This window comes from Neobacillus sp. OS1-32 (genome assembly GCF_030915425.1).
In the GTDB taxonomy this organism is placed as follows: domain Bacteria; phylum Bacillota; class Bacilli; order Bacillales; family Cytobacillaceae; genus Neobacillus; species Neobacillus paridis.
Map to the genome: position 1 here is coordinate 3,429,662 of NZ_CP133263.1, position 24,177 is coordinate 3,453,838.

Consider the following 24,177-nt stretch of genomic DNA (forward strand, 5'->3'; position numbering starts at 1 on the left):
GTGAAAGGAGGAACAAGCAATGAACAATTTGCGAAACCTTTTAGACGATACTGCAGAGGAGATGACCTTATGAATAATGTAAGCGTTGCAAAAAACACAGATGACTTTATGAACAATGTAGATTCCAGCACAGAAAAGCGTCCAAAAAAGAAGTTTAAATTAAGAATGCCCGGAGCATTTGTCATCCTGTTTTTCTTAACAATTGTTGCTGTAATCGCGACATGGGCGATTCCAGCAGGGTCTTATTCCAAGTTATTTTATGATCCATCTAGTTCTAAATTGACAATTACTGATCCTAATGGAGATGTCAAAAGCCTCCCTAGTACGCAAGCAGAGCTTGACAAACTTGGTGTTAAGATTAACATCAAACAGTTTACTTCGGGAGCAATAACGAAACCAGTCTCTGTTCCAAACACCTATCAAAGATTAGAACAAAAGCCTGCAGGCCCTGGAGCGATAACAGACAGTATGGTTCGCGGGACAATTGAAGCTGTTGATGTTATGGTATTTATTTTTGTTTTAGGCGGCTTGATCGGTGTTGTCAAGGCGAGTGGTTCGTTTGAATCCGGTCTTATAGCTTTGACGAAAAAAACGAAGGGACATGAGTTTCTCTTAATATTCTTCGTCTCTATTTTAATGGTTATAGGTGGAACTTTATGCGGTATCGAGGAAGAAGCCGTAGCATTTTATCCGATTTTAGTTCCTGTGTTTTTAGCGATGGGCTATGATTCCATCGTTTGTGTAGGTGCCATATTCTTAGCAAGTTCTGTTGGTACCGCATTTTCTACAATTAATCCTTTTTCCGTGGTCATTGCATCGAATGCTGCGGGTATAAATTTCACTGAAGGTCTTACTTGGCGAATTGCTGGGTTAGTTGTCGCAACGATTTTTGTAGTCCTTTATTTACGTTGGTATTCTAAAAAAGTGAAAGCGAATCCTACGTTCTCTTATTCTTATGAAGACCGTGATGAATTCAATAAAATGTGGTCTGTAGCATCTTCTGAAGGCAACCAAGATTCTGCGTTTACAGGGCGTAAAAAATTGATTTTAACATTGTTTGTCGCAGGATTCCCGCTTATGGTATGGGGCGTTATGGCTGCGGGCTGGTGGTTTCCTACCATGGCTGCTTCATTCTTAGTATTTGCTATTATCATTATGTTCTTAACGGCTACAGGGAAAAACGGTATAGGCGAGAAAGGTGTAGTCGATGCGTTTGTCAATGGTGCATCGAGTTTAGTGGGTGTTTCCTTAATTATTGGTCTTGCTCGAGGGATTAATCTCGTGATGAATGAAGGTTTGATTTCTGATACGATCCTTCAATTTTCATCCTCTCTTGTTTCGCATGTAAGTGGGCCAATTTTTATTCTGGTTATGTTAATGATCTTCTTTGTTCTTGGATTTATTGTTCCGTCGTCTTCTGGATTAGCTGTTCTTTCGATGCCGATCCTTGCTCCTTTAGCTGACACGGTGGGGATCCCGCGGTTTGTGGTTGTTACTGCTTATCAATTTGGACAGTATGCTATGCTCTTCTTGGCACCGACTGGATTAGTAATGGCAACTTTACAAATGTTGAATATGAGGTATTCTCATTGGTTTAGATTCGTTTGGCCAGTTGTCCTTTTTGTTCTAGTTTTTGGTGGAGGAATGCTGGTATTGCAAGTGCTGATTTACTAGAATTGAAAGCTTCCTTATTCTCTCTAAGCTTTTAGTCTGGACTTGGCATATTCTGCAAAAATACGTCAGTGTTTCTAAAAATGTAGTCGTTGTCACATTAGTTGTCGGAAATAAAGCCTGGTCAAAGCAACATAAAATGTGATCGTCGTAAAATAAGCGAAGGGGCAGCTCCCGTTATGATCAGCGGGAGCTACCCCTCTTTTTAGCAGACAGCCAGATATCTGTGATTATTCCGCCAAGCTCTCTGATAATAGTTTTTCCTTCCACATAACCGTAATACTGAGACCAACGGCCAGAACGACAGCGGCAAAAAGATAAGGATAGTGGATATTGATGTCAAACAAGATCCCGCCCAATGCCGGGCCGACGATATTGCCTAAGCTCGTGTAGGTTGAGTTCATGCCGGCGACAAATCCTTGTTCTTTTCCGGCGGCTTTCGATAGAATGGTCGTCAATGCCGGCCGCATCAAATCAAAGGCGAGGAAAATAAAGCTTGTTACCGCCAGCACAGTCCAAAAACCTGAGATCACAGTGGATACAACCGCCAAAATGACCCCTATAACTAAGCAAATTTGGATCAGCTTCTTTTCACCAAGCAGGTCGACCATTTGCCCAAACATAAACACCTGCACGACCACCCCGAAGATCGAGCTGATCGTCACAATAGCAGCGATATCTTTAGGGGTAAAGCCGAACTTTTCGGCGGAAAACAGGCTAAAAATAGTTTCATAGGATGATAGCCCAATCGCCAGCACAAAGACAATCATAAACGCAATAAGGTAAAGCGGGTGAAGGGACCGTTTGATATCCTTCAAAAAATTGGTTTGTTTTGCGGTCGCCGAAATTTCCGCAAGCTGCTCTTTTGTCAGCGGCTCTTTCAAAATAAAGATCGATAAGAAACAGGCGAAAAAGGCAATCACCGCCGCAAAGAAGAAGGGCACGCGCACCCCGTATTCCGCGATAAACCCGCCGATACCAGGCCCGATAATAAAGCCGGTGCTAATGGCAGCTGAAAGATAGCCCATTGCTTTCGGCCGTTCGTGAAGGGAGGTAATATCCGCCACATAGGCAGTTACCCCCGGCATAATAAAGGCAGCGCTAAACCCTCCAACTACCCTTGAAAAATAAAGCACCCACACAGTATTACCTAAACCAAAGAGAAGCTCTGAAGCTCCAAAAAGAAATAAGCCGATCAGGATCATCATTTTTCTGCCGTAACGGTCAACCCAGCGACCCGCGAGCGGCGATATCAGCAGCTGTGCCACCGAAAAGACGGCAACGAGATAGCCCATGGTGCTCCCTGACAAATGCATAATATTCATAAACGACGGCATCACCGGGACAATCAGGCCAATCCCTAGAAAGGCAATGAATATATTGCTTAGAAGAATGATAAAAACCATCTTTTGTTCTTTTATTGTCTTTTTCATACAACACCTCTTTTGTGTAAAAATTAACGCTGGGAAATGCCCCGCCAAAAAACGGCCCAAGAGGCTTCTAATTTTTCCGTCAGCCGGTTCTCGTCATTACCGTAGACAAGCTCCAGCATAATCGAATCGACTACGCCGAGGAAGGCATAAGTCAGGGTTCTTGCCGTATCTCCGACTACTGCTCCGGCATCGAGCCAATCTTGAAATTTACTCTCCAGGACTGCCTGCACCTGCTCTTCGATATCGAGGACTTCTTTCTCAATTTCTTCCTCCAGATGTGCCGGCGGAAAAAAAGTCATCCGCAGCCAAAACTTCAACTGCTCATTTCGTTGAAAAAAATGAATAATTAATTGGAGAAATCCATATAAATCTGTTTCCGGATGTTGTGCATCAACATTACCAAAATATTGGAGCTTGGTAGACAGTTCCGTCTCCTTGGCATCACGCAAAACCTGCAGAAAAAGATCATCCTTACCCTTAAAATGGGCGTAAATCGATTGCTTTTTCATCCCGACTTCCTCAGCGATTTGCGCAAGGGACGCCCCTTCATAACCATGCAATGTAAAATATTTTAATGCAGCTTCTTTAATTTCCTCACTCTTCAATCATAACACCTCAAATTTAACGAACGTTCGTCAGTTATTGTAGCAAAAATAATGGGTAATGGCAAATTTTTAGTATTGGGCAATTAAGTAGCCGTTTGAAAGTGGAGGGGATCCGCTAATTAAGGTAAGCTATCCGCCAAATGGGGCAGGCTACAATAGGAGTAGGGTTATCGCCAATAGAAGCTGGCCACACGCCAATAGGAATGTGGTTATCGCCAATAGAAGCTGGCCACACGCCAATAGGAATGTGGTTATCGCCAATTGGAAAGCGTCAGACGCCAATAGGAGAGTGGATATCGCCAATTGGAAAGCGTCAAACGCCAATAGGAGAGTGGATATCGCCAATTGAAAGCAGAAATGTTCTTCATAACAAGGATGAAGGACACATAACTGGTTTTTAAAGGCCGAAATGTCCTTCATAACAAGGATGAAGGACACATAACTGGTTTTCAAAGGCCGAAATGTCCTTCATATCAAGGATGAAGGACACATAACTGGTCTTTAAAGGCCGAAATGTCCTTCATAGCGAGGATGAAGGACATTTAATTGGTCTTCAAAGGCCGAAATGTCCTTCATAACAAGGATGAAGGACACATAACTGGTTTTTAAAGGCCGAAATGTCCTTCATAGCGAGGATGAAGGACATTTAATTGGTCTTCAAAGGCCGAAATGTCTTTTTTTATTACTCGCTAGGTATCACAAAAGTGGAAAAGACAAATCTTGATCCTAACTAATAATTACATGGTCTAAACGATTTAAGCTAACCCCTTTTTTGCACTCAAATTTCACGTATCATGCTGTATGAGCCTTATAGGTCATGAACGATTTGCGCTAAACTGCTTGTTGTTTCGGAAAGTTGGCTTATGGCCTGATTGATTTCGCCAAAATAGTAAGCAAATGATTCTAGCTCGGTTTCGATATCTTTGCTTTGTGTCTTGCTGCCTTCCACCTCGTCGACAATTTTGGTGAAGAATGAAGCAATGTCGTTCATTTTTTTGGAGCCAGCTTGAATTAAATTATTTACCTGGACAATCATGGTGGTTAATTTTTCAACCTGAGTATGATTTTTGTGAATTAATTCGTTCACATCGGTAACAGAAGCTTTCGTTCGCTCTGCCAATTTTTTTACCTCATTGGCAACGACCGCGAATCCTCTCCCTTGATCGCCGGCTCTGGCTGATTCGATGGCAGCATTTAAGGCCAATAGGTTGGTTTGGTCGGCAATTTTCTTGACAATCTGGACGATTTCAGTGATTTTTTGAGAATTTTCCTGCAAAATCTTGATTTCATCAGTAATCGCATTGGTATTGACTAAAATATTGGTCATGGCTATTTGTTGATCATCAATTTCTGTTTTTCCTTGGACCGACTTTTCTTGGACTTGATTTGCCGATGATACCCCTGATGTCGCCAGCTTCACCAAATGAGTCGTCTTTTCGGTTAAAGAAGTTACCGAGGCGTTCGTATGCTGAACAAAAGAGGATAAGTTTTCAACAGTTGTTAATACCCGTTCCCGAATTTGTTTCTTCTCTTGTTCTTCCCGCTTCATTCGTTCCATCTCTTCTTGATAAGCTTCCAACACCAGCTGCTGCTCAAGGTTAAGCAGTTTGGACACGACGTTGATGGCCTCCATCAGTTCATCTTTGTCTTCAATATTTTGTTGCAATATTTCTGCAAAGGATTGAAACAGACTTTGAAAAGCTGCCATGTACCATTTGGTATGCAGCCCGATCACGAGGTGGATATGAGCAATCCGATTTCGCCGGGTAACAAATTTTCTATCAATGACCCCTGAAAATAGTTCGTAAAGATGCTTTTTCAGCGTTCCTTTCAGGCGATCAACCGTACTATTTTTCCAAATAATCTGCTCTAAAGATTTTTCCTTTTGAATTTGTGTGTAATACTCGCTGACAATCATTTCCATGTGCTGTTCGAAAAATGGCTGAATGACTTTGGCAATGGCTAAATCCCGCTTGCTTAATTGAATGATCATTAATTGATTTGGAAGGTCTTTAAATCCATCCACATCCAGTACAACTTCTTTTTTTACCAGCTCAAGATCTCTGAAAACCTTTGAAGCTTGTTTAGTATGATTCATTGTCGGCATGCCCCCTATGGTATTCTGCCAAATTCCTAATCTTTTTTAAAATAAGACAACAAATTTATATTATCCGACAGAAACGCCCTTATCAAACTGATTTAGTTAATTTCAAAAAATTGTCACTTTTTTGTGTGCAATGATGAAAAAAGCCTTTCCCGCTGTTAAGCAGGGGTGATCGACATACCTTAGCAAGACAATCATGACTTGTCGTTCACCCAAAAGGCGAAGAGGCTATTCCAAAGGTGCCTGACACCATTTGAATTGCCTCTTTTGTATGATTGGGTTTAATAGAGACGGCCTGACCTCGAACTTATGCGGCTGAAATTTCCACAGTTTCGGTCGCTTAGAGGCAGTCTAGGTGCCCGAATAGTAGATATAATCAAAGTTTGGGTCAAGTAGAAGCAGTTTAGGTGCCCGAACAGTAGATATAATCATAGTTTCGGTTAAGTAGAGGCGGTCTAGGTGCCCGAACAGTAGACATAATCATGGTTTTGGTCAAGTAGAAGCAGTCTAGGTGCCCGAATAGTAGATATAATCAAAGTTTGGGTCAAGTAGAGGCAGTCTAGGTGCCCGAACAGTGGACATAATGATAGTTTCGGTCGCTTAGAAGTAGTCTAGGTGCCCGAACAATGGATATAATCATAGTTTCAGTCAAGTAGAGGCAGTCTAGCTGCCCGAACAGTGGACATAATGATAGTTTCGGTCGCTTAGAGGCGGTCTAGGTGCCCGAACAGTAGATATAATGATAGTTTCGGTCGCTTAGAAGTAGGCTAGGTGCCCGAACAATGGATATAATCATAGTTTCAGTCAAGTAGAAGACATAATGTGGAATTTTCCCCGGTATTAAAAACCAACAAAATGAAGAGGCTAGATCCCAAAAGCTCATTTTTCAATTTCCTTTTGGGATATATCCTCCGACATAAACTCTTATTTGGCGGCTCTTTTCTAAGCAGGTGCAGGATGGCAAAGATTAGTTCAGTTGTTTTACCTGCTGCTTTAAGATTTTTCCACTGGCGTTCCGCGGCAGTTCCTCGACGAACGAATACAGCCGTGGACACTTATAATCGGCTAAATAGGCGCTGACAAAGGCGCGCAGTTCCGCTTCTGTCACCGTACCTTTAGTAACAACAACCGCTTTGACAGTTTCGCCCCATTCCGGATGAGGGATCCCGACCACACACGATTCAGAGACAGCCTCATGTTTCGCTAATACTTCCTCGATTTCCCGCGGATAAATATTGACCCCGCCGGAAATAATCACATCCTTTTTGCGGTCGACAATGTAGACATAGCCGTCCTCGTCCCTGTAAGCAATATCTCCGGTATACAGCCAGCCGCCCTTGATCGCCGCCGCCGTTTCCTCCGGCTTTTGATAATATTCAAGCATCAAACTGTCGCCCGCTAAAATAATCTCCCCATATTCGTTTGCAGCTGTCTCGCTGTCATCCGGACGAACGACCTTCAGCTCCATATTGACGGTTGGATACTTACCGATGCTTCCTGCTTTTGTAAGATGTTCATGAGGGTACAGGAGCGTGCCGTTCGGACCGGCCTCCGTTAAACCATATACCTGATAAAAATTGTCATTTTTAAACGCCTTCTTGACCCGCTCGTAGGAAGCCAGTGCCAGCGGGCCGCCACCGTAAGCAAACACACGCATGCTTGATAAGTCGTATTGGTCAATCTCCGGGTCTTGCGAAGAAAGCAAATAGGCAATCGGCGCTGCAAAGGAAAAGGTGGTTTTTTCCTGCTGAATCAGCTGTAAAAATGTCTTGGGTGCAAAATCGCCAATGACATGGGAACAGCCGCAGTACAGGCCGCTCATGAAAAAGGTATTGATCGGTGCCGAATGCGACAGCGGCATAAGCGTCAGCATCCGATCCTGATTGGACAAGCCAAAATTAACCGAAACAGCGGTGGCAACCGCCAAAATTCGTTCATGGTTGAACACGGCCCCTTTGGGAGTGCCGGTTGTTCCAGAGGTAAATAAGATTTCGCAAACATCCCGAGAATCAATCGGCAAATCCAAATTATCCGCGGAAAAACTCGCGGCCAGCGCCGCCGCCTGTTGAATCGAGATAACATGGGGAAGCGGAAGCAGCTCCTTTGTTGCTTGGACATTTGCCTGCAATTCTTCCTCGTAAAAAATGCCGGCCGCATCAACCTCTTTCAGGATCGCCGCTAGTTCCGTGGGCGTCAGCCGGATGTTGAGCGGCATGGGAATCGCCCCAAGCTTCATTAATGAAAAAAAGGCATAAAAATAATGTTCGTTGTTCCGCGACATTACCGCCACCTTATCACCTTGGTGAACACCCTGGGCCTGCAGGAGCCTGGCGAGCTGATTGCAGGTGTTATTCATCTCGGCGTAGGTCAGGCGATTAGAAGCGGTGATAAAGGCCTCTTTTTCCGGGTATTTTCTTGCATTTCTCTCAAGTACTCCATGGACAGTTGTTCCCATTATTCCAACTCCTTTGAATGAAGATATCGTTCCTTATAGGAAAGGATTTCGTCACGTAAAATTTGCAGCTCAGAAATTTGTTCGTTGATTTCGTGCAGCTTGCGGTCGGCATATTCGATGATTCGCTTTTTCTCCTCCACTCCTTCTGGATTCGTTTCGTAAAGATCAATCATTTCTTTGATTTCCTGCAGGCTGAAGCCCAGCTTTTTTCCCGGAGGATCATTTTCAGCCTTCTCCGTTCCTGGTTCGTATACTTGCGCTGCTTCGTTAAACTTTCACGTGTTTCCGAAGAAAGCATGCCAATCTCTTCATAGTAGCGAATCGTCCTTGAGCTGATATCAAACATCGCGGCCAGCTCGCTAATGGAAAAGAGATGCTCCTCTGACATTTCTATCACTCCTAGTTGACGTTAACGTAGACTTAACTTTATAATAATTCTGAATAATCTAATTTGTCAATACAAACCAAAGGAGTGATCCCAATTGATTTCTCAAGATACAGCCGTTAGAGGACAAAATGCATACAGTTTCGACGAATTCGTCGCCAAGCGTGAAGCCCTTGACTGGTATCAGGACGAACCGTTTTTGCAAAAAGTGGTGAAAAAATATACCGGTTCAGCCTATGGAGAGATTCATAAAAAATTGTTGGCCTTTTCGCCGACTGTTTCATCCCGTTGGAGCACCTTAGCCGCCCAAGCGGCCAGGCCGGAGGTACGGCCTTATTTGCTGCATTATGATGCCTTTAATCACAGGATTGATCGAATTGTTAGACCGGCGGAAACGCTGGAATTAGAAAAGGGCGTTTTTGGCGAAGGCTTGTTCTCCAGTCAGATGCCTGCTTGGGAAAGCTTTGTCAAACGGTTGCTGATTCATCAAATCGGCGAAGGCGGCGTCACCTGCCCGTTAACCTGTACCCATGGACTGATTGCCTTGTTGGAGGAGTTTCCCGATGAAGACCATCCCGAGCTGCAGGACATCCTACTGCATACGAAGGAAGGGATAAATGGCGAGTTTGCCATTGGCGCCCAGTTTATGTCGGAAATCCAAGGTGGCTCGGACTTACCAGCAAATGTTTTGGAAGCGGTTCCTGATGGAAAAAACTATCGTCTTTACGGCAATAAGTTTTTCTGTTCCGTAGCCCACGCTGATTATTCCGTTGTCACCGCGAAAATATCCGGGTCCGACAAGGTCTCGACGTTTATCGTACCGTCATGGCTGCCGGGTGATAAAGCAAAGGAAAAGAGAAATAATTATCAAATTAACCGGATTAAGTGGAAAATGGGGACAGCTGAAGTGCCAACAGGGGAAATCCAATATAACGGCGCCTTGGCCTATCCAATCGGACCAAAGGATAAGGGGATTGCCGTTGCGGTTGGGATTGTCCTTACGCTGTCACGGCTTGAAATCGGGATTGCCTGCGCCGGCTTTATGCTGCGGGCCGCACGGGAAGCAAAGCTTTATAGTGATTTCCGGACCGTTTTTGGCAAAAAAATCAAAGACTACCCGCTGGCCGCAAGCAAGTTAAAGCAAATAGAAAATGCCGCGGAGCGGACAACCGCAGGCGCCTTCAAAATATATGACCTGTTTTTACGATTGGAAAAGCCGCTGAATCCCGGTCTAAAATCGGACCGCCCGCTGGAAATGAGAAAGCAGCTGTTTAACCTGAGAGAGCTGATTTTGCTCCAGAAAATTTGTACGACCAAAAAAGGGGTCGAGGTCTTGCGCGAGGCCATCTCGGTGTTTGCCGGTCACGGCGTCATGGAGGAGTTTTCCTCACTGCCAAGGATCTTCCGCGATGTCGTCGTCAACGAACAATGGGAAGGCCCGCGGAATCTACTGTTAACGCAAATTTACCGCGATCTTAGCCGTGTCGCTGATTGGTACCCGCCCGCTGAGTTTGTCAGCAGTGTGCTGGAGGGAGCTTCTCAGGAGACGATTCAAAGCTTCTCTGTGCAGCTTGAGGAGCTGCTGCAACGGCCGGTCCTGGGTGAAGTATCGGATGCATCGATCGAAGCAGCATTGGATTGGGACGCTTTTTGCAGTGCCTTCTTTAAAGCCTATCAGGAAGTCGCATTAGCGGAAGTATAATGGGTAGGGGCGATTCCGTCGCGAACGAAGTTACAGCAGGAACCGCCCCTTATAAGTGGGCCAGAACCATTAGTGCAGGTCCCTATCTATTATGGTAACCGTTTTTGTGTTATACTGTAATCAATAGAGTGTGGAGTTTTAGTAAGATGGAGGAAATCTTAAACCAAATTTTAAGCGAAATGAAAGATTTAAAACAAGATATGACTGTTTTAAAACAAGATATAACCGTTTTAAAACAGGATATAATCGTTTTAAAAGAAGGTCAAGAACGAATCGAAGCAAAAGTTGATAATCTTTCATCAGAACTGCACATGCATTCGTTCCGATGATGAAATTTCACATCCCCCGATCACTTAATCAAAATAGGGTACGAGAACCGTTGCGATTCTGTACCCTATTTGCTGTATTGCGAACCCATTAGAAAATTCTACAGACCTCTTTTTATGCTAATCTCATCTTAAAATCCTGATAGCCAAATTGGTGGATGATTTCGCAGTTGCCGTCTTTGTCCTGCACAGCGATGGCTGGTAAGGGCATGCCGTTGAAGGTGGTGTTTTTCACCATCGTGTAGATCGCCATATCGGCAAAAACTAAACGGTCGCCGCTCTTTAACGGCGCATCAAACGAGTAATCGCCGATGATATCGCCGGTTAGGCAGGTTTGCCCGCCAAGCCGATAGGTGTACGGCTTCTCGCCCGGTTCACTAGAGCCCAGCAGCGGCGGGCGGTAGGGCATTTCCAAGACATCCGGCATATGGCAGGAGGCTGACGTATCAAGGATGGCAATCTCGACTCCGTTTTGATGGGTATCAAGAACGGTGGTAATCAGATAGCCGGCATTGAGCGCGACCGCTTCGCCCGGCTCAAGATAGACCTCCAAGCCGTATTTCTGCTGCATTCGTTTAATACAGGCTTCCAGTCTAGGAATATCATAATCTTCTCTGGTAATGTGGTGGCCGCCGCCAAAGTTGATCCATTCCATTTGCCCGAGCCACTCACCAAACTTCTCCTCGACTGCATTCAACGTCGTTTCCAAATCGTCAGCGTTTTGCTGACAAAGGGTGTGGAAATGCAGCCCGGAAACACCGTCCAGCAGCTCGGGACGGAAATGCTCTCGCGTTACGCCAAAGCGTGAACCCGGTGAACACGGGTCATAGATAGCATGGCCGATTTGTGTCGAGCATTCCGGATTAATCCTCAAGCCGACTTTTTTCCCGGCTGCCAGCGCCTTATCCTTAAATTTTTCCAGCTGTGAAAAAGAATTAAAGATAATATGGTCGCAAAGCAAGATAATTTCATCGATTTCATCCTCACGATAGGCCGGGGCAAAGATGTGATTTTCTTTGCCCATTTCTTCACGGCCAAGGCGGGCTTCAAATAACCCGCTCGCGGTGGTGCCGTCTAAATACTTGCCGATCAATGGATACAACGTATACAGTGAAAAGGCTTTTTGCGCTAAGACAATCTTACATCCTGTCCGCTTGATGACCCCATTCAGGATTTCCAAGTTTTTTTCCAGAAGCGCTTTATCCACAACATAACAAGGTGTCGGTAATTCGTGAAACTTCATCTTTTAGTCCACAAGCTCTGGGTTGAAGCTTTCCTTCCATGGTAATCCCCACTTGTTTAAAGCGTCCATGAATGGGTCTGGATCAAACTCTTCGACATTGTACACACCTGGTTTATTCCATTTGCCGGTCAGGACCATCATTGCGCCGATCATCGCCGGAACACCGGTGGTATAGGACACCGCTTGGGAACCGACTTCGCGGTAGCACTCTTGGTGGTCACAAACATTGTAGACATAATACGTTTTCTCCTGGCCGTCTTTCTTGCCGCGGAAAATACAGCCGATGTTCGTTTTCCCTTTTGTGCGCGGTCCAAGCGAAGCTGGATCTGGTAACACCGCCTTTAAGAACTGTAGCGGAATAATTTGTTTCCCTTCAAATTCAATCGGTTCAATCGAGGTCATGCCGACATTTTCGAGACATTTCAAGTGGGTTAGATAGCTTTGACCAAAGGTCATGAAGAAACGGATCCGCTTGATGCCAGGAATGTTTTGCGCCAGCGATTCCAGCTCTTCGTGGTACATTAAATACATATCACGATCGCCGATTTCCGGGAAATTGTAGACGCGCTTGATTTCCATCGGCTTCGTTTCCACCCATTCGCCCTTTTCCCAGTAGCGGCCGTTGGCAGAAACCTCGCGGATATTGATTTCCGGGTTGAAGTTGGTAGCAAACGGATAGCCGTGGTCGCCGGCATTACAGTCAAGAATGTCGATATATTCAATTTCATCAAAATAATGTTTCAAGGCATAGGCGGAAAATACGCCGGTTACGCCAGGGTCAAAGCCTGAGCCAAGCAGGGCGGTAATCCCGGCTTCTTCAAAGCGCTGGCGGTAATCCCATTGCCATTTGTATTCAAATTTCGCCGTATCTTCCGGCTCATAGTTCGCTGTATCCATATAGTGGGTTTTCGTTGCCAGGCAGGCATCCATAATGGTTAGGTCTTGGTATGGCAAGGCCAGGTTCATGACGATATCCGGTTTGACCTGATTAATTAAGGCAATCAGCTCATCGACATTGTTGGCATCGACTTGGGCGGTGGTGATTTTGGTTTTACCGCCGTCAAGCTTTTCTTTTAAGGCATCACATTTCGACTTGGTCCGGCTGGCGATACAAATCTCTTCAAATACCTCACTGTTTTGGACACATTTGTGAATCGCGACAGAAGCTACCCCGCCACAGCCGATAATAAGCGCTTTTCCCATTTTTCAATTCCCCCCAATTAATTTTTTTCAACAAAAAAAGCAAGTGCCAGGCGCATAAACGCACAACACTTGCTTTGATATAATCAGCAATATTAAAAAGCAAAAAGATACCCATAGAAAAACCATGTGGATATTTTACCAATAAAGTCACCAGACTTATGGTAGAAAGCTCTTAAATATTCAAACTATATCAAATTAGGATCAGAGTCTATATAGCAAATAATTACTTTTACCACTCTTATTGACCGTTTCACAAGTTGATGTGCTTATGCACTGGTTGTAAAGTAACCAACTTATAAAATTTGAGCTTTTAACTCAATCAATAAGGCAACTAAAGTTGCCAATCGGCATTTGACCCGGCTGTCCGTTGCCTTAACTCCTTTTTCAGAAGTGGTCAAAAATTATCTGCTGGAAAGACTCGAAGATTTGAATATCAGCTTTCCAATTAACGCTATTTCATCGTATCAGCATCCAAAATAAATAGCAAGAGGAAATTTGAAAAAAAATCACACGTCCGTATTGGTAATTTCTCCATATTGGTTAGCAATCCTCAAACAAGGTGCTGAGGAAAGAAATTTCTTCGCAAACTGCTCCTTCTCCATTGGTTTGCTAAAATAAAGCCCTTGATACGCATCAAACCCTTTGTTGGCTAAAAAAGCAAATTGATGAGCGGTTTCAACGCCGACTGCGATGACCTCAATATGGAGCTTTTGAATTAATTTCACCATTTCCAAGGCCACATTATGACTGCATTCACCATTGTTAACAATATCATCAATCATATGATGATCGATTTTGATCACGTTGAACTGGTGTTTCACGACAAAATTTAACGCGGAGTATCCTGTGCCAAAGTGATCGAGGGCAAGAGAGATTCCCAGCTTTTTAATGCCATCCAACGATTTTTTAACCTGCTTCTCCTTATGGGAGAGGACGGCTTCATTGATTTCAAACTCCAGCCATTTGGCCTCCAGACCGGTTTCAGCAAGAATTTTTTTGACATCTTTAAGAAAATGGCGACACATTAATTGCATCACGGAAATATTGACAGATACTTTCAACGGCGGATACCCTTGGTCCTGCCATGCCTTCATTTGCCTTGAAACGGTTTTTAAAATCCATTCCCCCAGCGGGATAATGAATCCCGATTCTTCGGCAAAATGAATGAATTCCAAATGGGTGATAAATCCCAGTTCAGGATGGGACCAGCGGATATATGCCTCAGCCCCGACCACTTCTTTACCATCAGGCCCGATTTTCGGCTGATAGACCATAAAGAATTGCTCTTTTTCCAGGGCTTTAGTGAGGTCATTTTTCAGTAAAAATAATTTATAGCTGTCCCGATCCATCGATTGCTGATAAATTTGATAATGGTTTTTCCCGCTATGTTTCGCATGGTACATGGCGATATCAGCATGCTTGAGCAAGGTCTTGATATCTTCGCCAGCGTCGGGAAAAATACTAATCCCAATGCTGGAGGAGATATTTAATTCATATTCCTCGACGGTAAAGGGGATACAGAAGGATTGCACGAGCGCCTCAGCCACTCCCAAAAGATAGTTCTTATTGGGGATCGATTGGATGATGATCGAAAACTCGTCCCCGCCGAGACGGCCGACAAAGGTATTACAATCAACAATACTGCTGAGGCGGTGGCCGACTTCCTTTAGTAAGCCGTCGCCAATTTCATGGCCGAGGGTATCATTAATATTTTTGAAGCCATCCAGGTCCAGGAATACGACGGCCATTTGCGTTTGTTTCATTTTGGCGGACTTTAGCGAATCTCTTAACTGGCTTTCGAAATGTCGACGGTTCGGCAGACCGGTTAAATAATCATAGTTTGCCAGATGGTCAACGATATCCGAAGCCTCTTTTTGCTTGGTAAAATCTCTCAGGTTAAAGACAATCCCATGAATATAAGGATCGTCGAGATAGTTGTTAAAGGCTACGTCACACCAGCGGATGGATCTGTCTTTATGTTTAAATTTGAGCTGATGGCGAATCGATTGATTAGGATGCTCGGCAAGATGCTGCAGGATATTTTTTCCCAGGCTGGCATCTTCAGAATGTAAATAATCGACGAAGTTTTTGCCGATGGTATCAAACGTGGAAAAGCCAAGGACACGTTCAAATGCCGGGTTGAGATAACTAATGCTGCCATCCTTGTCGATGATCCCGACAATATCGTACGAGTTTTTCGTTAACGCGCTTAATTGCTTATCCTTTTGGGCCAAGCGAAATTCCATTTCTTTTTTTTCCGTGATATCTTCTTTTAGCGCAAGAAACTGAAAGGGCTTTCCGTTTTGGTCGAGCAGCGGAGTGATGATTAACCGAACCCAGATAATTTTTCCATCTTTTCTTCTGTTTTTGATGTCGCCGCGCCAAATCTTTCCCGCCTGAATCGTCTCCCACATCTCTTGGAAAAATTCCTTTGAATGATAGCCGGCGTTAAATATTTTTGTCGACTTTCCGAGCAATTCCTCAGGTGTATAAAGGGTCAGATCAAAAATATTCTGATTGCCGTACAAAATATTGCCATCGAGGTCTGTCAGGACAACGTTCATGGCCTGATCAACCGCATACACCGTTTTTTCATTAATCAGGATTTTCTCGGGGTCATGGTCAGGAATGTGGTTCCACCTACTCCCGGTACAGTCCATATCAGGCTGCCCAACATCGGAATGGATGGCATTTGTCTGTTCTTCCTTGTGATCACCAATTGGATCGTTGTGGTCCATTGCTTGACGCCTCCATTAGCATACTGGTCTATTATAAGTATACAATAGTGTCAAGATAGGAAATTTACTAGATTATAGAAAAATTGTGACAAATTCGGGAACCGAAGCAACAGAGACTCCACTAATCTACCAGTTGGTAATATATCCAAGATAGAGTATTTCCCCATCGGTTGTGATATAATTCGACATAGATTCGTATTTTACTCGTTAGCGGGAGTTGGAGAAATGATTAACGGTTTAAAACAGCTGTTTAATGAAAGTACATATGATATCAGAAAGTTAAATAAATTAGTCGCTTTGGTCAATCAACAGGAAGCGAAGTACGAAGCATACAGTGATGAAGAGCTGCGCGGCATGACGGCGATTTTTAAAGAAAAGCTCGAGCAGGGAGCGAAATTGGATGATATTAAAGTAGAGGCGTTTGCCGTTGTCCGGGAAGCGGCCAAACGGGTGTTGGGACTGCGGCACTATGATGTCCAATTAATCGGCGGCTTTGTCCTGGCCGAGGGCTCGATCGCACAAATGAATACCGGCGAAGGAAAAACATTAGTGGCCACACTGCCCAGCTATCTTTACGCCTTAGAGGGCAAGGGTGTTCATATCATCACCGCTAATGAATACTTAGCGCGGCGAGACAAGGAAATGATGGGACAAGTCCATGAATTCCTTGGCTTAACCGTCGGCTTGAATATCTCGCAAATCGAACCAGAGGAAAAACGGCAGGCGTATCAAGCAGATATTACATACGGAACGGGAACGGAATTTGGCTTTGATTATCTGCGCGATAATATGGTCATGGACATCGACGACAAAGTGCAAAGAGGGCTGCATTATGCGATTGTCGACGAAATTGACAGCATCCTCATCGATGAAGCAAGAACCCCGCTGATCATTGCCAATAAATCTTCCGAAGGGGCCGAGCTTTATAAAATTGTCGCATCGATCATGCGGGAATTCCAAAAAGATATTGATTATAAGGTGACAGAGCAGAAGGAAGCGTATTTAACCGACGAAGGTGCCTCCAAGATCGAAGCTGCCTTTGGCATTGCCAACCTCTATGAAGCTGAGCATCAAGTACTCGTTCAGGCGGTCACCCAAGCGTTACGGGCCCATGCGGTGATGAAGCGCGATGTCGATTATATTGTCAAAGACGGAAAAATTGAACTGATCGATCCGTATACCGGCCGGGTGATGGAAGGCCGCTCCTTCAGCGAAGGTCTCCATCAAGCCATTGAAGCCAAGGAACAAATTGAAATCACCCCGGAAAACGAAACGTTTGCGACGATTACTGTGCAGAACTACTTTATTATGTACAAAACATTATCGGGGATGACCGGCAGCGCGATGCCGTCGAAGAAGGAATTCAACGAAACGTATAACCTGAAAGTCGTCGAAATCCCGACCAATAAACCGGTACAGCGCATCGATCTTCCGGACTTACTGTTCACCAATTATGACGCCAAGGCGAAAAAAATTGTCGCTGAAGTGAAAAAAATGAACGATATCGGGCGCCCGGTATTAATTGGAACAACGTCGATCGAACAATCAGAAAGACTGTCGAAGTATTTAAAGAAGGCCAACATCGTGCACGAAATTTTAAATGCGAAAACCGAAGAGGACGAAGCCCGGCTGATTGCCACCGCCGGGCAACGGGGCCATGTGATGATTGCCACCAATATGGCCGGGCGCGGAACCGACATCCTGCTCGGGGAAGGCGTGGCCGAATTGGGCGGCCTCCATATCATCGGGACGGAACGGCATGACAGCAATCGCATCGATATGCAGCTGAGAGGCCGGGCCGGGCGCCAGGGGGACCCTGGTTCTTCCCAATTCATTATTTCGTTAGAGGATGACTTGTTCCTGCACTACGATGACGAGCAGCTGAAACGCTACCGGAAGAAGCTGACCGCCGATCCGGACGGGCTGGTACTCGCCCCCGATCCAATCAGTTTTGCCAAGAAAGTGCAGGAAACGGTGGATAGCCGCCACTATTCGGCGCGCAGCCATTTATTGAAGCTGGAAACCGTCATCGACCGCCAAAGTAAAGTGATTTACCAAATGCGCGATATCCTGCTGGAAAAAGAACCGCAGGAAATGGCTGAAGAAGCGTTGAAATATATGCAAGACTACTGGCAGCAAGTGGTCGAGAATTATTTTTCCAGCGGCAGCCTGCAAAACCCGGAGGCCTTGATGGAAGAGCTGTCGGAAATGTTCGGTGACTTAGATTGGGATGTGGAAGAGCTGGAGGATCTCGATAAAAAGGCTATCGAAAATCGGGTAGAAGCGGAAATTGCCCGTTTCGCTGCCTCGATCGAGCCTTTCAAAGCGGATCTGGAATTAGGCGAACAGTTAAAGCAGTTCATGCTGTTTGAAATGGACACCAACTGGGTGAAGCATTTGGATTACATGAATCAGATAAAAGAAGGAATCGGCTTACAAGGCTATGGCCAGGAGGACCCTTACCGCAAATTTGAGGTGGCAGGGTATGAGGCCTTTAAATACCTGCTATTCACGATTCAAGGCGAAACGAGCCGGCATTTAGTCAGCTTGATCGAGGACCGGCTTACCACCGGGGAAGATGAACAAACCAGCGGGGTTGACGTAGAGGAAGAAGAAATCGGCGAGTTAAATGGAGAGCTCGAGGAATTGGAGAAGGTGGAGTAAATGGCATTATTCGAAAAAAAAGAAACCGACGCTGCGGCTAAGCAAAATACAAGTGCACAAATAGAAGAGACTGAGGCAGCAGACACAGTGGAAACAACGTTGCATTTCCCGGAGCAGTGGGACATTCCCGCGAAAGAACGCTATGTGTATCAATTTCACCATAGCAGGCTGCCAAAATTAAAAGCCAATCAGCTGTCGATCAGCGGCTATAAGTTCACTGAGGTGGACGGCAATATTGAAGTCGAGGCGTTTATTCGCAGCACCGTCGACCGGCCGGTGCAAATTGAAGCGGTAGATTTAATCTTATTCGATGAAACCGGACAGCCAGCAGCACGAAAACACGATGACTGGGACGAATTAGGGGAGCTGCCGCCGTTCTCCTGCACCCCGTGGCGATTTATCTTCACACAGGAAGACCGGCTCTCTGATGCGGCGCTAACAGACAAGTGGCAAATCCTGTTCGAGCTGAAGCAAAAGGCGGAGGAATCGCTTGATCTTGACCCGGCTTGGGAGGAACGATTGACCCCAGAGAAAAAGGCCGACTTCGAAAACCTGCTGACCAAGCTGCCTAAGTTAGGACCGAAAGAAATCAATATTACCGGGGTAGAACTGGCCTTCCTCGAGAACCAATCGCTTGAGGTCATTGTCCTGATTCGCAACGGCACTGAGCAGGAAGTACAAATCAGCCAGCTGCCGTTAACCGTGGAGGATGCCACTGGCGAAATCGTCTGCCAAGGGCAATTTACACTCCCACCGTTAAAAGTAAAACCAAAAGGGGCGAAACCGTGGGCCCTCGTCTACCCGGCAGAGTTGATTGGAAAACCGGATGCGGATTTCAGCAAGTGGAAAATATCCGTCAAACAAGATAAATAAGAAGATAAAAAATCGTTGATCAGGGATCAACGATTTTTTTACGCCATCGGTGCGCTGTTTGGCTGATTTCTTTATACATTAATGGTGCTTTGTTAAAAGCACGTATTTGTTCAGAAGATGAACAAGCGACGCGGGCTGATCAGAATTGGAGAACATTCTGATTAGCTATGTAAAGTCGGGCCAATTCTGTTGATAAAGATCGCCTTCGATTTTCTCTAATGTACGATAGCGAAATGGAATCAGTTCTTCATCCTTTTTCTTAATAAAACTTCTGGCCATTTCGAACGGGATTAAGTTATACGTCTCTTCACCTTCTGAAATCAAGTAGGAGCCGATGACATTTCCTCCGTTTTTCATATTGAGTGATAAAAACGCCGGGTAATAGGTCTCATCAGCCGCCATTAAAACAGCCTTAGCAGTGATCGTGCCGTCCTCCTCGACCTCAACGGCATCATTGCTGATGTTTTCCAATGTCTTAACAGCCCAACCGGGTCGTTTATAACCGCCAATGATCTTCGGAGGATTAGCGTTCAAGGCATCAAGAATGTCATTCGGATTGTTTGAGTTGTTCATTCAGCCATAAACCTCCATTTACTATACGCTGGGAAAGTGTTACAATTTCCCCTTTATTCTCCGCACAATTAGATTATCATATTCACTTTTTTAGTACAAACAATTTCAAGTTTCTTCAAATACGACAAAGAAAGCAAAAACACATAATTAAAAAATTTTACGCTCCAATTTGTGTACCTCACCGATAAACCATTGATATAACAGCCTTTTATTTAGCCAAAAAAAATTAAAAACTCTAATTTTTACAATTTTGTAACATATTAAACTAGAAAAGGGTGGACTTTTTGGGAAAATTGTAGTTATAATGGTATGTATTACCACAGTAATTTCAGCCCAAAATATACTAAAAAGGCTGGATTTTACTAGTGTTTTGTATTATTATAGTTTCAGAGGTTAGACTTGGCAATTAGCCCAAGTTTCTCTATCTAGTGAAGAATTTTCATTAGACTAACCTTGTTAAGTTTATTAGGCGTTGGTTGTATTGGACAGACCGATACTTCTAATGAACTAATTTTTATAAGAAGAAGGGAGAAAAAAAGGTAATGAAAAAGAAAGCTATTAAAATTGCAACAGCTTCTGTCGTTGCAGCGTCTTCATTTGCGGCTGTAGCACCTTTCTCAACTGAAGCCGCATCAAGCGTGCCGTCGACTGTTGCAAAGGCTGTAAAATCAATGAAAGCTGCCAAGACTGCTTACAAGTCACTTGGTGATAAAGGTAAAGTAGCATCTGTAGCTTCTGTTCAAAAAGCAGTAAACCAAGCTAAAGCTGACTACAGCAAGGCTAAAGCAGCCCTTGCAAAGTACAAAGGAAAAGATAAATCAAAATTAAACAAGCAGTTAATGGCTGCAATGCCAGCTTATCACAATGCTACTGCTTACATATCTACTGTAAAGTATGCTCAAAACATTAAGAAACAAGCTGATTCCTTTGCAGCTGCTGCAAAAGCAGGCAAATCAATCGACGCTAGCAGCTATGCTAAATTCAAAACAACTTTATCAAAAGCTAAAAAATATGTAATGGATAAAATCGTAGGTTACGCTGACCAAGCTGTTGTGAAAGCCTACATCACTCCAGCATTAGCAGCTCAAAAAACAGTTGACAGCTACTTAGTATCTGTTAAATCTGTTGACGAAGTTGTTGCTGTAACTGTAGACGAAGGTTCTAAATTAGAAGATGTAAATCTTCCAAAAGAAGTAACTGTTACACTTGTTAACGGTAAAAAAGCTCAAAAAGCTGTAACTTGGGATACAAAAGAGTTAGAAGCTAACCTTAGCAAACCAGGCGAATACACTGTAAAAGGTGCAGTAGCTGGAACGAAACTAGAAGCTTCTGTAAAAGTAACTGTTAAAGCGGTTAATCCTAAAGTTGAAAGTGTAAGTGCGATTAACGCTAAGCAAGTTGAAGTTAAATTCAACAAAGCTATTGATGAAGATTCAGTTCTTGATGCTGACGGTGTAGTTCAAAATATTGGATTCACAACAGTTGGAACTGCTGCTTCTACAGGTGAGTTAACTGGTGAACTATCTGAAGATGGTAAAACATTAACAATCACAGCTGCTAACACTTTCAAAGGTGACTATGCAGTAGCTACAACTGACAAAGCAATTAAATCTGCTGATGGTGTAGCATTAGATAAATATACAACTCTTGTTCATGCTGAAGATAAAGAAGCTCCAAAATTAGTTTCTAGCTCAGCTTCTGCAAAAGTATCAACAAACAAGATTTCTCTTGTATTTAACGAACCAGTTCAATCAGCTGGTGCAATTGTAACTGTCAATGGTGAGGCTGCAACTGTTTCTAAAAACGCAAGCAACCCTAACCAACTTGATGTTACAACTACTTCTGCAATTGCAGCTGGAACAACTGCAAATGTAAAAATTATTAATGTTCAAGACTATGCTAATAACTATACTACTCCTAACCCATTAGAAGTTTCAGTTGTAGTAGTAGCTGATACAGTTGCTCCAAATGTTGTTTCTGTTAAACCAGTTGGAGAAAATAAGTTAGAAGTTAAATTTGACAAAAACATGAGCCTTGCATCTTTTGCAAACCATGTACGTCTAGTAGCTGGTTCTGGTACTGTAACTAACCTTACTGCAACAGCTGGTTCAGATGCAAAAACAGTTATCTTAACTGGAAGCCTAAGCTACACTGATAGCTACAGTGCATTGCTATTTATCGACAGTGATGTTAAAGATACTGCTGGTAACAATGTTGCTGCTTACTCTACTAGCGTTGTATTCAGCAAAGATAATGTAGCTCCTACATTAACAAGTGTTGAGTATAAAAATGGTAAATTATCAGCTAAATTCAGCGAAAATATTGCTGCAGGTGGTAATACTACTGTTACTGCAATTAATCAAGCAACTGGTGTATCTACAACAATTACATTGAACTACACTGCATCAACTGGAAATGCTGTAATTTCTGGTGATACTTTAACTGTTACACAAGGTTTAGTTGATGGTACTTACCAACTACGTTTACCAGCAAATACTGTGGTAGATTTAGCTGGTTCACCAAATCAAAATGCATTAATTGTTAAAGATTTTGTTGTTAAAAATGATGTTGCTGGAGATAATACTGCTCCAACAGTAACTCAACCTACGGGTTCAACTGTTACTCCAGGTGCTCCTGGCGTAGAACAAACAGTTACTTATACTGCAGCTGATGCTGGTAGCGGTATTAACCTTGCAACAGTACGTGACCTTAACAACTATACTTGGGATGGTAAGGCACTACCTGCAGATTCTTATGTAACAACTGTTCTTACAGGAACAGCTGATAAAGCTACTTCTGTGGCTGTAACTGTTCATATTCCATCTAATAAAATCACTGCAACTAAAACTGCAGCATTTACAATTAATGGAATTAGAGACAATGCAGGTAACACAATTACAGCAGTAGGTACAGGTAACGTTACTTTAGCTGATGGTGTTAAACCAGAATTTACTTCTGCAGCAATTGCAGCTAATGGTACTTCTTTAGTGCTTGGATTTAGCGAAGCTGTAACAGGTGTAGATAAAGCAGACTTTGTATTTACACTTAATGGTGTTACTTTACCAGCTGCTAACCTAGCTACAATTTCAGTATCTAATACAGAGCCTAATAAATATGTAACAAACATTGTTGCTAACGTAGAAGATAATGATACTACAGTTGTTGGTAAAGCTGATGCTCCTAAAGACGTATTGTACATTGATACAAATGGTACACCAGGTCTTCAAGCAGATGACTTAATCTTAACAGCAGTTGACCCTGCAACTTATGCTTCTACAGATACAACTACTACGATTAATTTAAATGCAGCATACGTATCAGGTCTAAAAGTTAAATTCGTTGAGGATAAAACTCCTTCAACTGCAACTCCTGTTAAAGATACTCAAGGTAATGCTGGAGTTTACAATAAAGAAATCGTTATTAAATAAGAATTCATTCTTACAAAAACCTCTCGAAATTTCGAGAGGTTTTTTGATTAAGGGAATGGTGTCTATGTTTACCACTCCCTCGAAATATGTCAAAAGACATTTGGAGAGCCTGTTGAGAGAAACCTCACCAGGGTTTTTCTTTTTGCCAGAAACTGAATCAAATAGAATCACAAACATATATTATTTTTATGAAAAATATATTTTATGCCCTAATTCCTTTCGAGGAGTTTGGGCTATTTCTATTTGAGGAGGAATATTAAAAAATGAATATCAACGAAGCAAGCAGTCAAAAAGATATAGAGACTGTTAAGAAACAACAGCCTATTCATCAACCAAGAAAACGGGTGGACATTGTTTCAATCAAGTTAGTAAAAGAATCAAGTATTCTTTATAAGGGTCGAACCATTCGCTCTCCACAGGATGGCTTTGAATTAGCTAAACAGTATCTGGGAGATGTGGACAGAGAGCATTTCATTGTAGTATGCCTTGACACCAAGAACAATCCTACCTGCATTAATACTTGCCACATAGGAAGTTTAAATGCTTCTATCGTGTCCATTCATGAAGTATTCAAGACAGCGATAGTTGCCAATAGTGCATCTATCATTGCATTTCATAACCATCCGTCTGGAAACCCGGAACCATCGAAGCAAGACATAGACGTGACCAAGCGATTAGTGGAGGCTGGAAAAATAATAGGCATAGATGTCATTGACCACATCATTTTAGGGGATGGAAATTTTGTTTCTCTAAAAGAGAAAGGTTATCTGTAGG

Annotated in this window: 18 protein-coding genes; 8 read left to right on the plus strand and 10 right to left on the minus strand. The window is 43.5% G+C overall.

The window, feature by feature from the left end:
- Nucleotides 1-108: 108 nt before the first annotated feature.
- On the plus strand, nucleotides 109-1,674 hold the full coding sequence (locus RCG24_RS17090; RefSeq protein ID WP_202654654.1) for a YfcC family protein: 1,566 nt from the start codon (nucleotides 109-111) through the stop codon (nucleotides 1,672-1,674).
- Nucleotides 1,675-1,901: 227 nt separating this feature from the next.
- Here RCG24_RS17090 and RCG24_RS17095 read toward each other — a convergent pair whose 3' ends face one another.
- Nucleotides 1,902-3,128, minus strand: coding sequence for an MFS transporter (locus RCG24_RS17095; RefSeq protein WP_368857096.1), 1,227 nt, complete (start codon nucleotides 3,126-3,128; stop codon nucleotides 1,902-1,904).
- Nucleotides 3,128-3,709 (minus strand): TetR/AcrR family transcriptional regulator, encoded by a 582-nt coding sequence (locus RCG24_RS17100; protein WP_308077543.1) that lies wholly within the window; start codon nucleotides 3,707-3,709, stop codon nucleotides 3,128-3,130. Before RCG24_RS17100 ends, RCG24_RS17095 begins: the two co-directional genes overlap by 1 nt.
- 140 nt (nucleotides 3,710-3,849) lie before the next feature.
- Between RCG24_RS17100 and RCG24_RS17105 the strand changes: the two genes are divergently transcribed.
- Nucleotides 3,850-4,110, plus strand: a complete 261-nt coding sequence (locus tag RCG24_RS17105; protein ID WP_308077544.1) for a hypothetical protein — start codon at nucleotides 3,850-3,852, stop codon at nucleotides 4,108-4,110.
- Between the two features lie 407 nt (nucleotides 4,111-4,517).
- Here the strand turns inward: RCG24_RS17105 and RCG24_RS17110 are convergent, their stop codons facing one another.
- The 4 genes from RCG24_RS17110 to RCG24_RS17125 all read right to left on the minus strand — a co-directional run bounded on the left by RCG24_RS17110 (nucleotide 4,518) and on the right by RCG24_RS17125 (nucleotide 8,656).
- Entirely contained in the window at nucleotides 4,518-5,807 is a 1,290-nt protein-coding gene (locus RCG24_RS17110; protein WP_308077545.1) for a globin-coupled sensor protein, read from the minus strand.
- A gap of 973 nt (nucleotides 5,808-6,780) precedes the next feature.
- On the minus strand, nucleotides 6,781-8,268 hold the full coding sequence (locus RCG24_RS17115) for a class I adenylate-forming enzyme family protein (RefSeq protein ID WP_308077546.1): 1,488 nt from the start codon (nucleotides 8,266-8,268) through the stop codon (nucleotides 6,781-6,783).
- Nucleotides 8,268-8,441: a hypothetical protein gene (locus RCG24_RS17120; RefSeq protein ID WP_308077547.1), complete on the minus strand. Its 174-nt coding sequence runs from the start codon at nucleotides 8,439-8,441 to the stop codon at nucleotides 8,268-8,270. The genes RCG24_RS17115 and RCG24_RS17120 overlap by 1 nt, the downstream gene beginning before the upstream one ends.
- Complete coding sequence (locus tag RCG24_RS17125) at nucleotides 8,438-8,656, minus strand: MerR family DNA-binding transcriptional regulator (RefSeq protein WP_308077548.1); 219 nt, start codon at nucleotides 8,654-8,656, stop codon at nucleotides 8,438-8,440. The genes RCG24_RS17120 and RCG24_RS17125 overlap by 4 nt, the downstream gene beginning before the upstream one ends.
- A 94-nt stretch (nucleotides 8,657-8,750) precedes the next feature.
- Here RCG24_RS17125 and RCG24_RS17130 point away from each other — a divergent pair, with 94 nt between their 5' ends.
- Both RCG24_RS17130 and RCG24_RS17135 read left to right on the plus strand, forming a co-directional pair.
- Nucleotides 8,751-10,355 (plus strand): acyl-CoA dehydrogenase family protein, encoded by a 1,605-nt coding sequence (locus tag RCG24_RS17130; protein WP_308077549.1) that lies wholly within the window; start codon nucleotides 8,751-8,753, stop codon nucleotides 10,353-10,355.
- Nucleotides 10,356-10,501: 146 nt separating this feature from the next.
- Entirely contained in the window at nucleotides 10,502-10,684 is a 183-nt protein-coding gene (locus RCG24_RS17135) for a hypothetical protein (protein WP_308077550.1), read from the plus strand.
- Nucleotides 10,685-10,796: 112 nt separating this feature from the next.
- Here the strand turns inward: RCG24_RS17135 and nspC are convergent, their stop codons facing one another.
- The 3 genes from nspC to RCG24_RS17150 all read right to left on the minus strand — a co-directional run bounded on the left by nspC (nucleotide 10,797) and on the right by RCG24_RS17150 (nucleotide 15,865).
- Nucleotides 10,797-11,924, minus strand: coding sequence for a carboxynorspermidine decarboxylase (nspC, locus tag RCG24_RS17140; protein ID WP_202654540.1), 1,128 nt, complete (start codon nucleotides 11,922-11,924; stop codon nucleotides 10,797-10,799).
- 3 nt (nucleotides 11,925-11,927) lie between these two features.
- Nucleotides 11,928-13,127 carry a saccharopine dehydrogenase family protein gene (locus RCG24_RS17145; protein WP_202654539.1) on the minus strand — a complete coding sequence of 400 codons (1,200 nt, stop codon included), beginning with the start codon at nucleotides 13,125-13,127 and terminating at the stop codon, nucleotides 11,928-11,930.
- A 506-nt stretch (nucleotides 13,128-13,633) separates the two neighbouring features.
- Complete coding sequence (locus RCG24_RS17150; protein ID WP_308077551.1) at nucleotides 13,634-15,865, minus strand: sensor domain-containing protein; 2,232 nt, start codon at nucleotides 15,863-15,865, stop codon at nucleotides 13,634-13,636.
- 225 nt (nucleotides 15,866-16,090) lie between these two features.
- On the opposite strand from RCG24_RS17150, the gene secA2 reads away from it, so the two are divergent.
- Nucleotides 16,091-18,529, plus strand: a complete 2,439-nt coding sequence (gene secA2 / locus RCG24_RS17155; protein ID WP_308077552.1) for an accessory Sec system translocase SecA2 — start codon at nucleotides 16,091-16,093, stop codon at nucleotides 18,527-18,529.
- On the plus strand, nucleotides 18,530-19,402 hold the full coding sequence (locus tag RCG24_RS17160) for an accessory Sec system S-layer assembly protein (protein ID WP_308077553.1): 873 nt from the start codon (nucleotides 18,530-18,532) through the stop codon (nucleotides 19,400-19,402).
- Nucleotides 19,403-19,567: 165 nt separating this feature from the next.
- On the opposite strand, the gene RCG24_RS17165 is transcribed toward RCG24_RS17160, so the two are convergent.
- Nucleotides 19,568-19,975: a hypothetical protein gene (locus tag RCG24_RS17165; protein ID WP_202654535.1), complete on the minus strand. Its 408-nt coding sequence runs from the start codon at nucleotides 19,973-19,975 to the stop codon at nucleotides 19,568-19,570.
- 542 nt (nucleotides 19,976-20,517) lie between these two features.
- Here RCG24_RS17165 and RCG24_RS17170 point away from each other — a divergent pair.
- Nucleotides 20,518-23,403 carry an Ig-like domain-containing protein gene (locus RCG24_RS17170; RefSeq protein ID WP_308077554.1) on the plus strand — a complete coding sequence of 962 codons (2,886 nt, stop codon included), beginning with the start codon at nucleotides 20,518-20,520 and terminating at the stop codon, nucleotides 23,401-23,403.
- A 263-nt stretch (nucleotides 23,404-23,666) separates the two neighbouring features.
- On the plus strand, nucleotides 23,667-24,176 hold the full coding sequence (locus RCG24_RS17175) for a JAB domain-containing protein (RefSeq protein WP_308077555.1): 510 nt from the start codon (nucleotides 23,667-23,669) through the stop codon (nucleotides 24,174-24,176).
- Nucleotide 24,177: the final 1 nt, after the last annotated feature.

Bases quoted from the DNA above. Each gene is read 5' to 3' on its own strand.
- RCG24_RS17110 (WP_308077545.1), bottom strand. From the start codon at position 5,807: ATGAATCATACTAAACAAGCTTCAAAGGTTTTCAGAGATCTTGAGCTG.
- secA2 (WP_308077552.1), top strand. From the start codon at position 16,091: ATGATTAACGGTTTAAAACAGCTGTTTAATGAAAGTACATATGATATC.
- RCG24_RS17125 (WP_308077548.1), bottom strand. From the start codon at position 8,656: ATGTCAGAGGAGCATCTCTTTTCCATTAGCGAGCTGGCCGCGATGTTT.
- RCG24_RS17090 (WP_202654654.1), top strand. From the start codon at position 109: ATGAACAATGTAGATTCCAGCACAGAAAAGCGTCCAAAAAAGAAGTTT.
- nspC (WP_202654540.1), bottom strand. From the start codon at position 11,924: ATGAAGTTTCACGAATTACCGACACCTTGTTATGTTGTGGATAAAGCG.
- RCG24_RS17170 (WP_308077554.1), top strand. From the start codon at position 20,518: ATGAAAAAGAAAGCTATTAAAATTGCAACAGCTTCTGTCGTTGCAGCG.
- RCG24_RS17175 (WP_308077555.1), top strand. From the start codon at position 23,667: ATGAATATCAACGAAGCAAGCAGTCAAAAAGATATAGAGACTGTTAAG.
- RCG24_RS17160 (WP_308077553.1), top strand. From the start codon at position 18,530: ATGGCATTATTCGAAAAAAAAGAAACCGACGCTGCGGCTAAGCAAAAT.
- RCG24_RS17165 (WP_202654535.1), bottom strand. From the start codon at position 19,975: ATGAACAACTCAAACAATCCGAATGACATTCTTGATGCCTTGAACGCT.
- RCG24_RS17150 (WP_308077551.1), bottom strand. From the start codon at position 15,865: ATGGACCACAACGATCCAATTGGTGATCACAAGGAAGAACAGACAAAT.
- RCG24_RS17135 (WP_308077550.1), top strand. From the start codon at position 10,502: ATGGAGGAAATCTTAAACCAAATTTTAAGCGAAATGAAAGATTTAAAA.
- RCG24_RS17145 (WP_202654539.1), bottom strand. From the start codon at position 13,127: ATGGGAAAAGCGCTTATTATCGGCTGTGGCGGGGTAGCTTCTGTCGCG.
- RCG24_RS17115 (WP_308077546.1), bottom strand. From the start codon at position 8,268: ATGGGAACAACTGTCCATGGAGTACTTGAGAGAAATGCAAGAAAATAC.
- RCG24_RS17105 (WP_308077544.1), top strand. From the start codon at position 3,850: ATGGGGCAGGCTACAATAGGAGTAGGGTTATCGCCAATAGAAGCTGGC.
- RCG24_RS17120 (WP_308077547.1), bottom strand. From the start codon at position 8,441: ATGATTGATCTTTACGAAACGAATCCAGAAGGAGTGGAGGAGAAAAAG.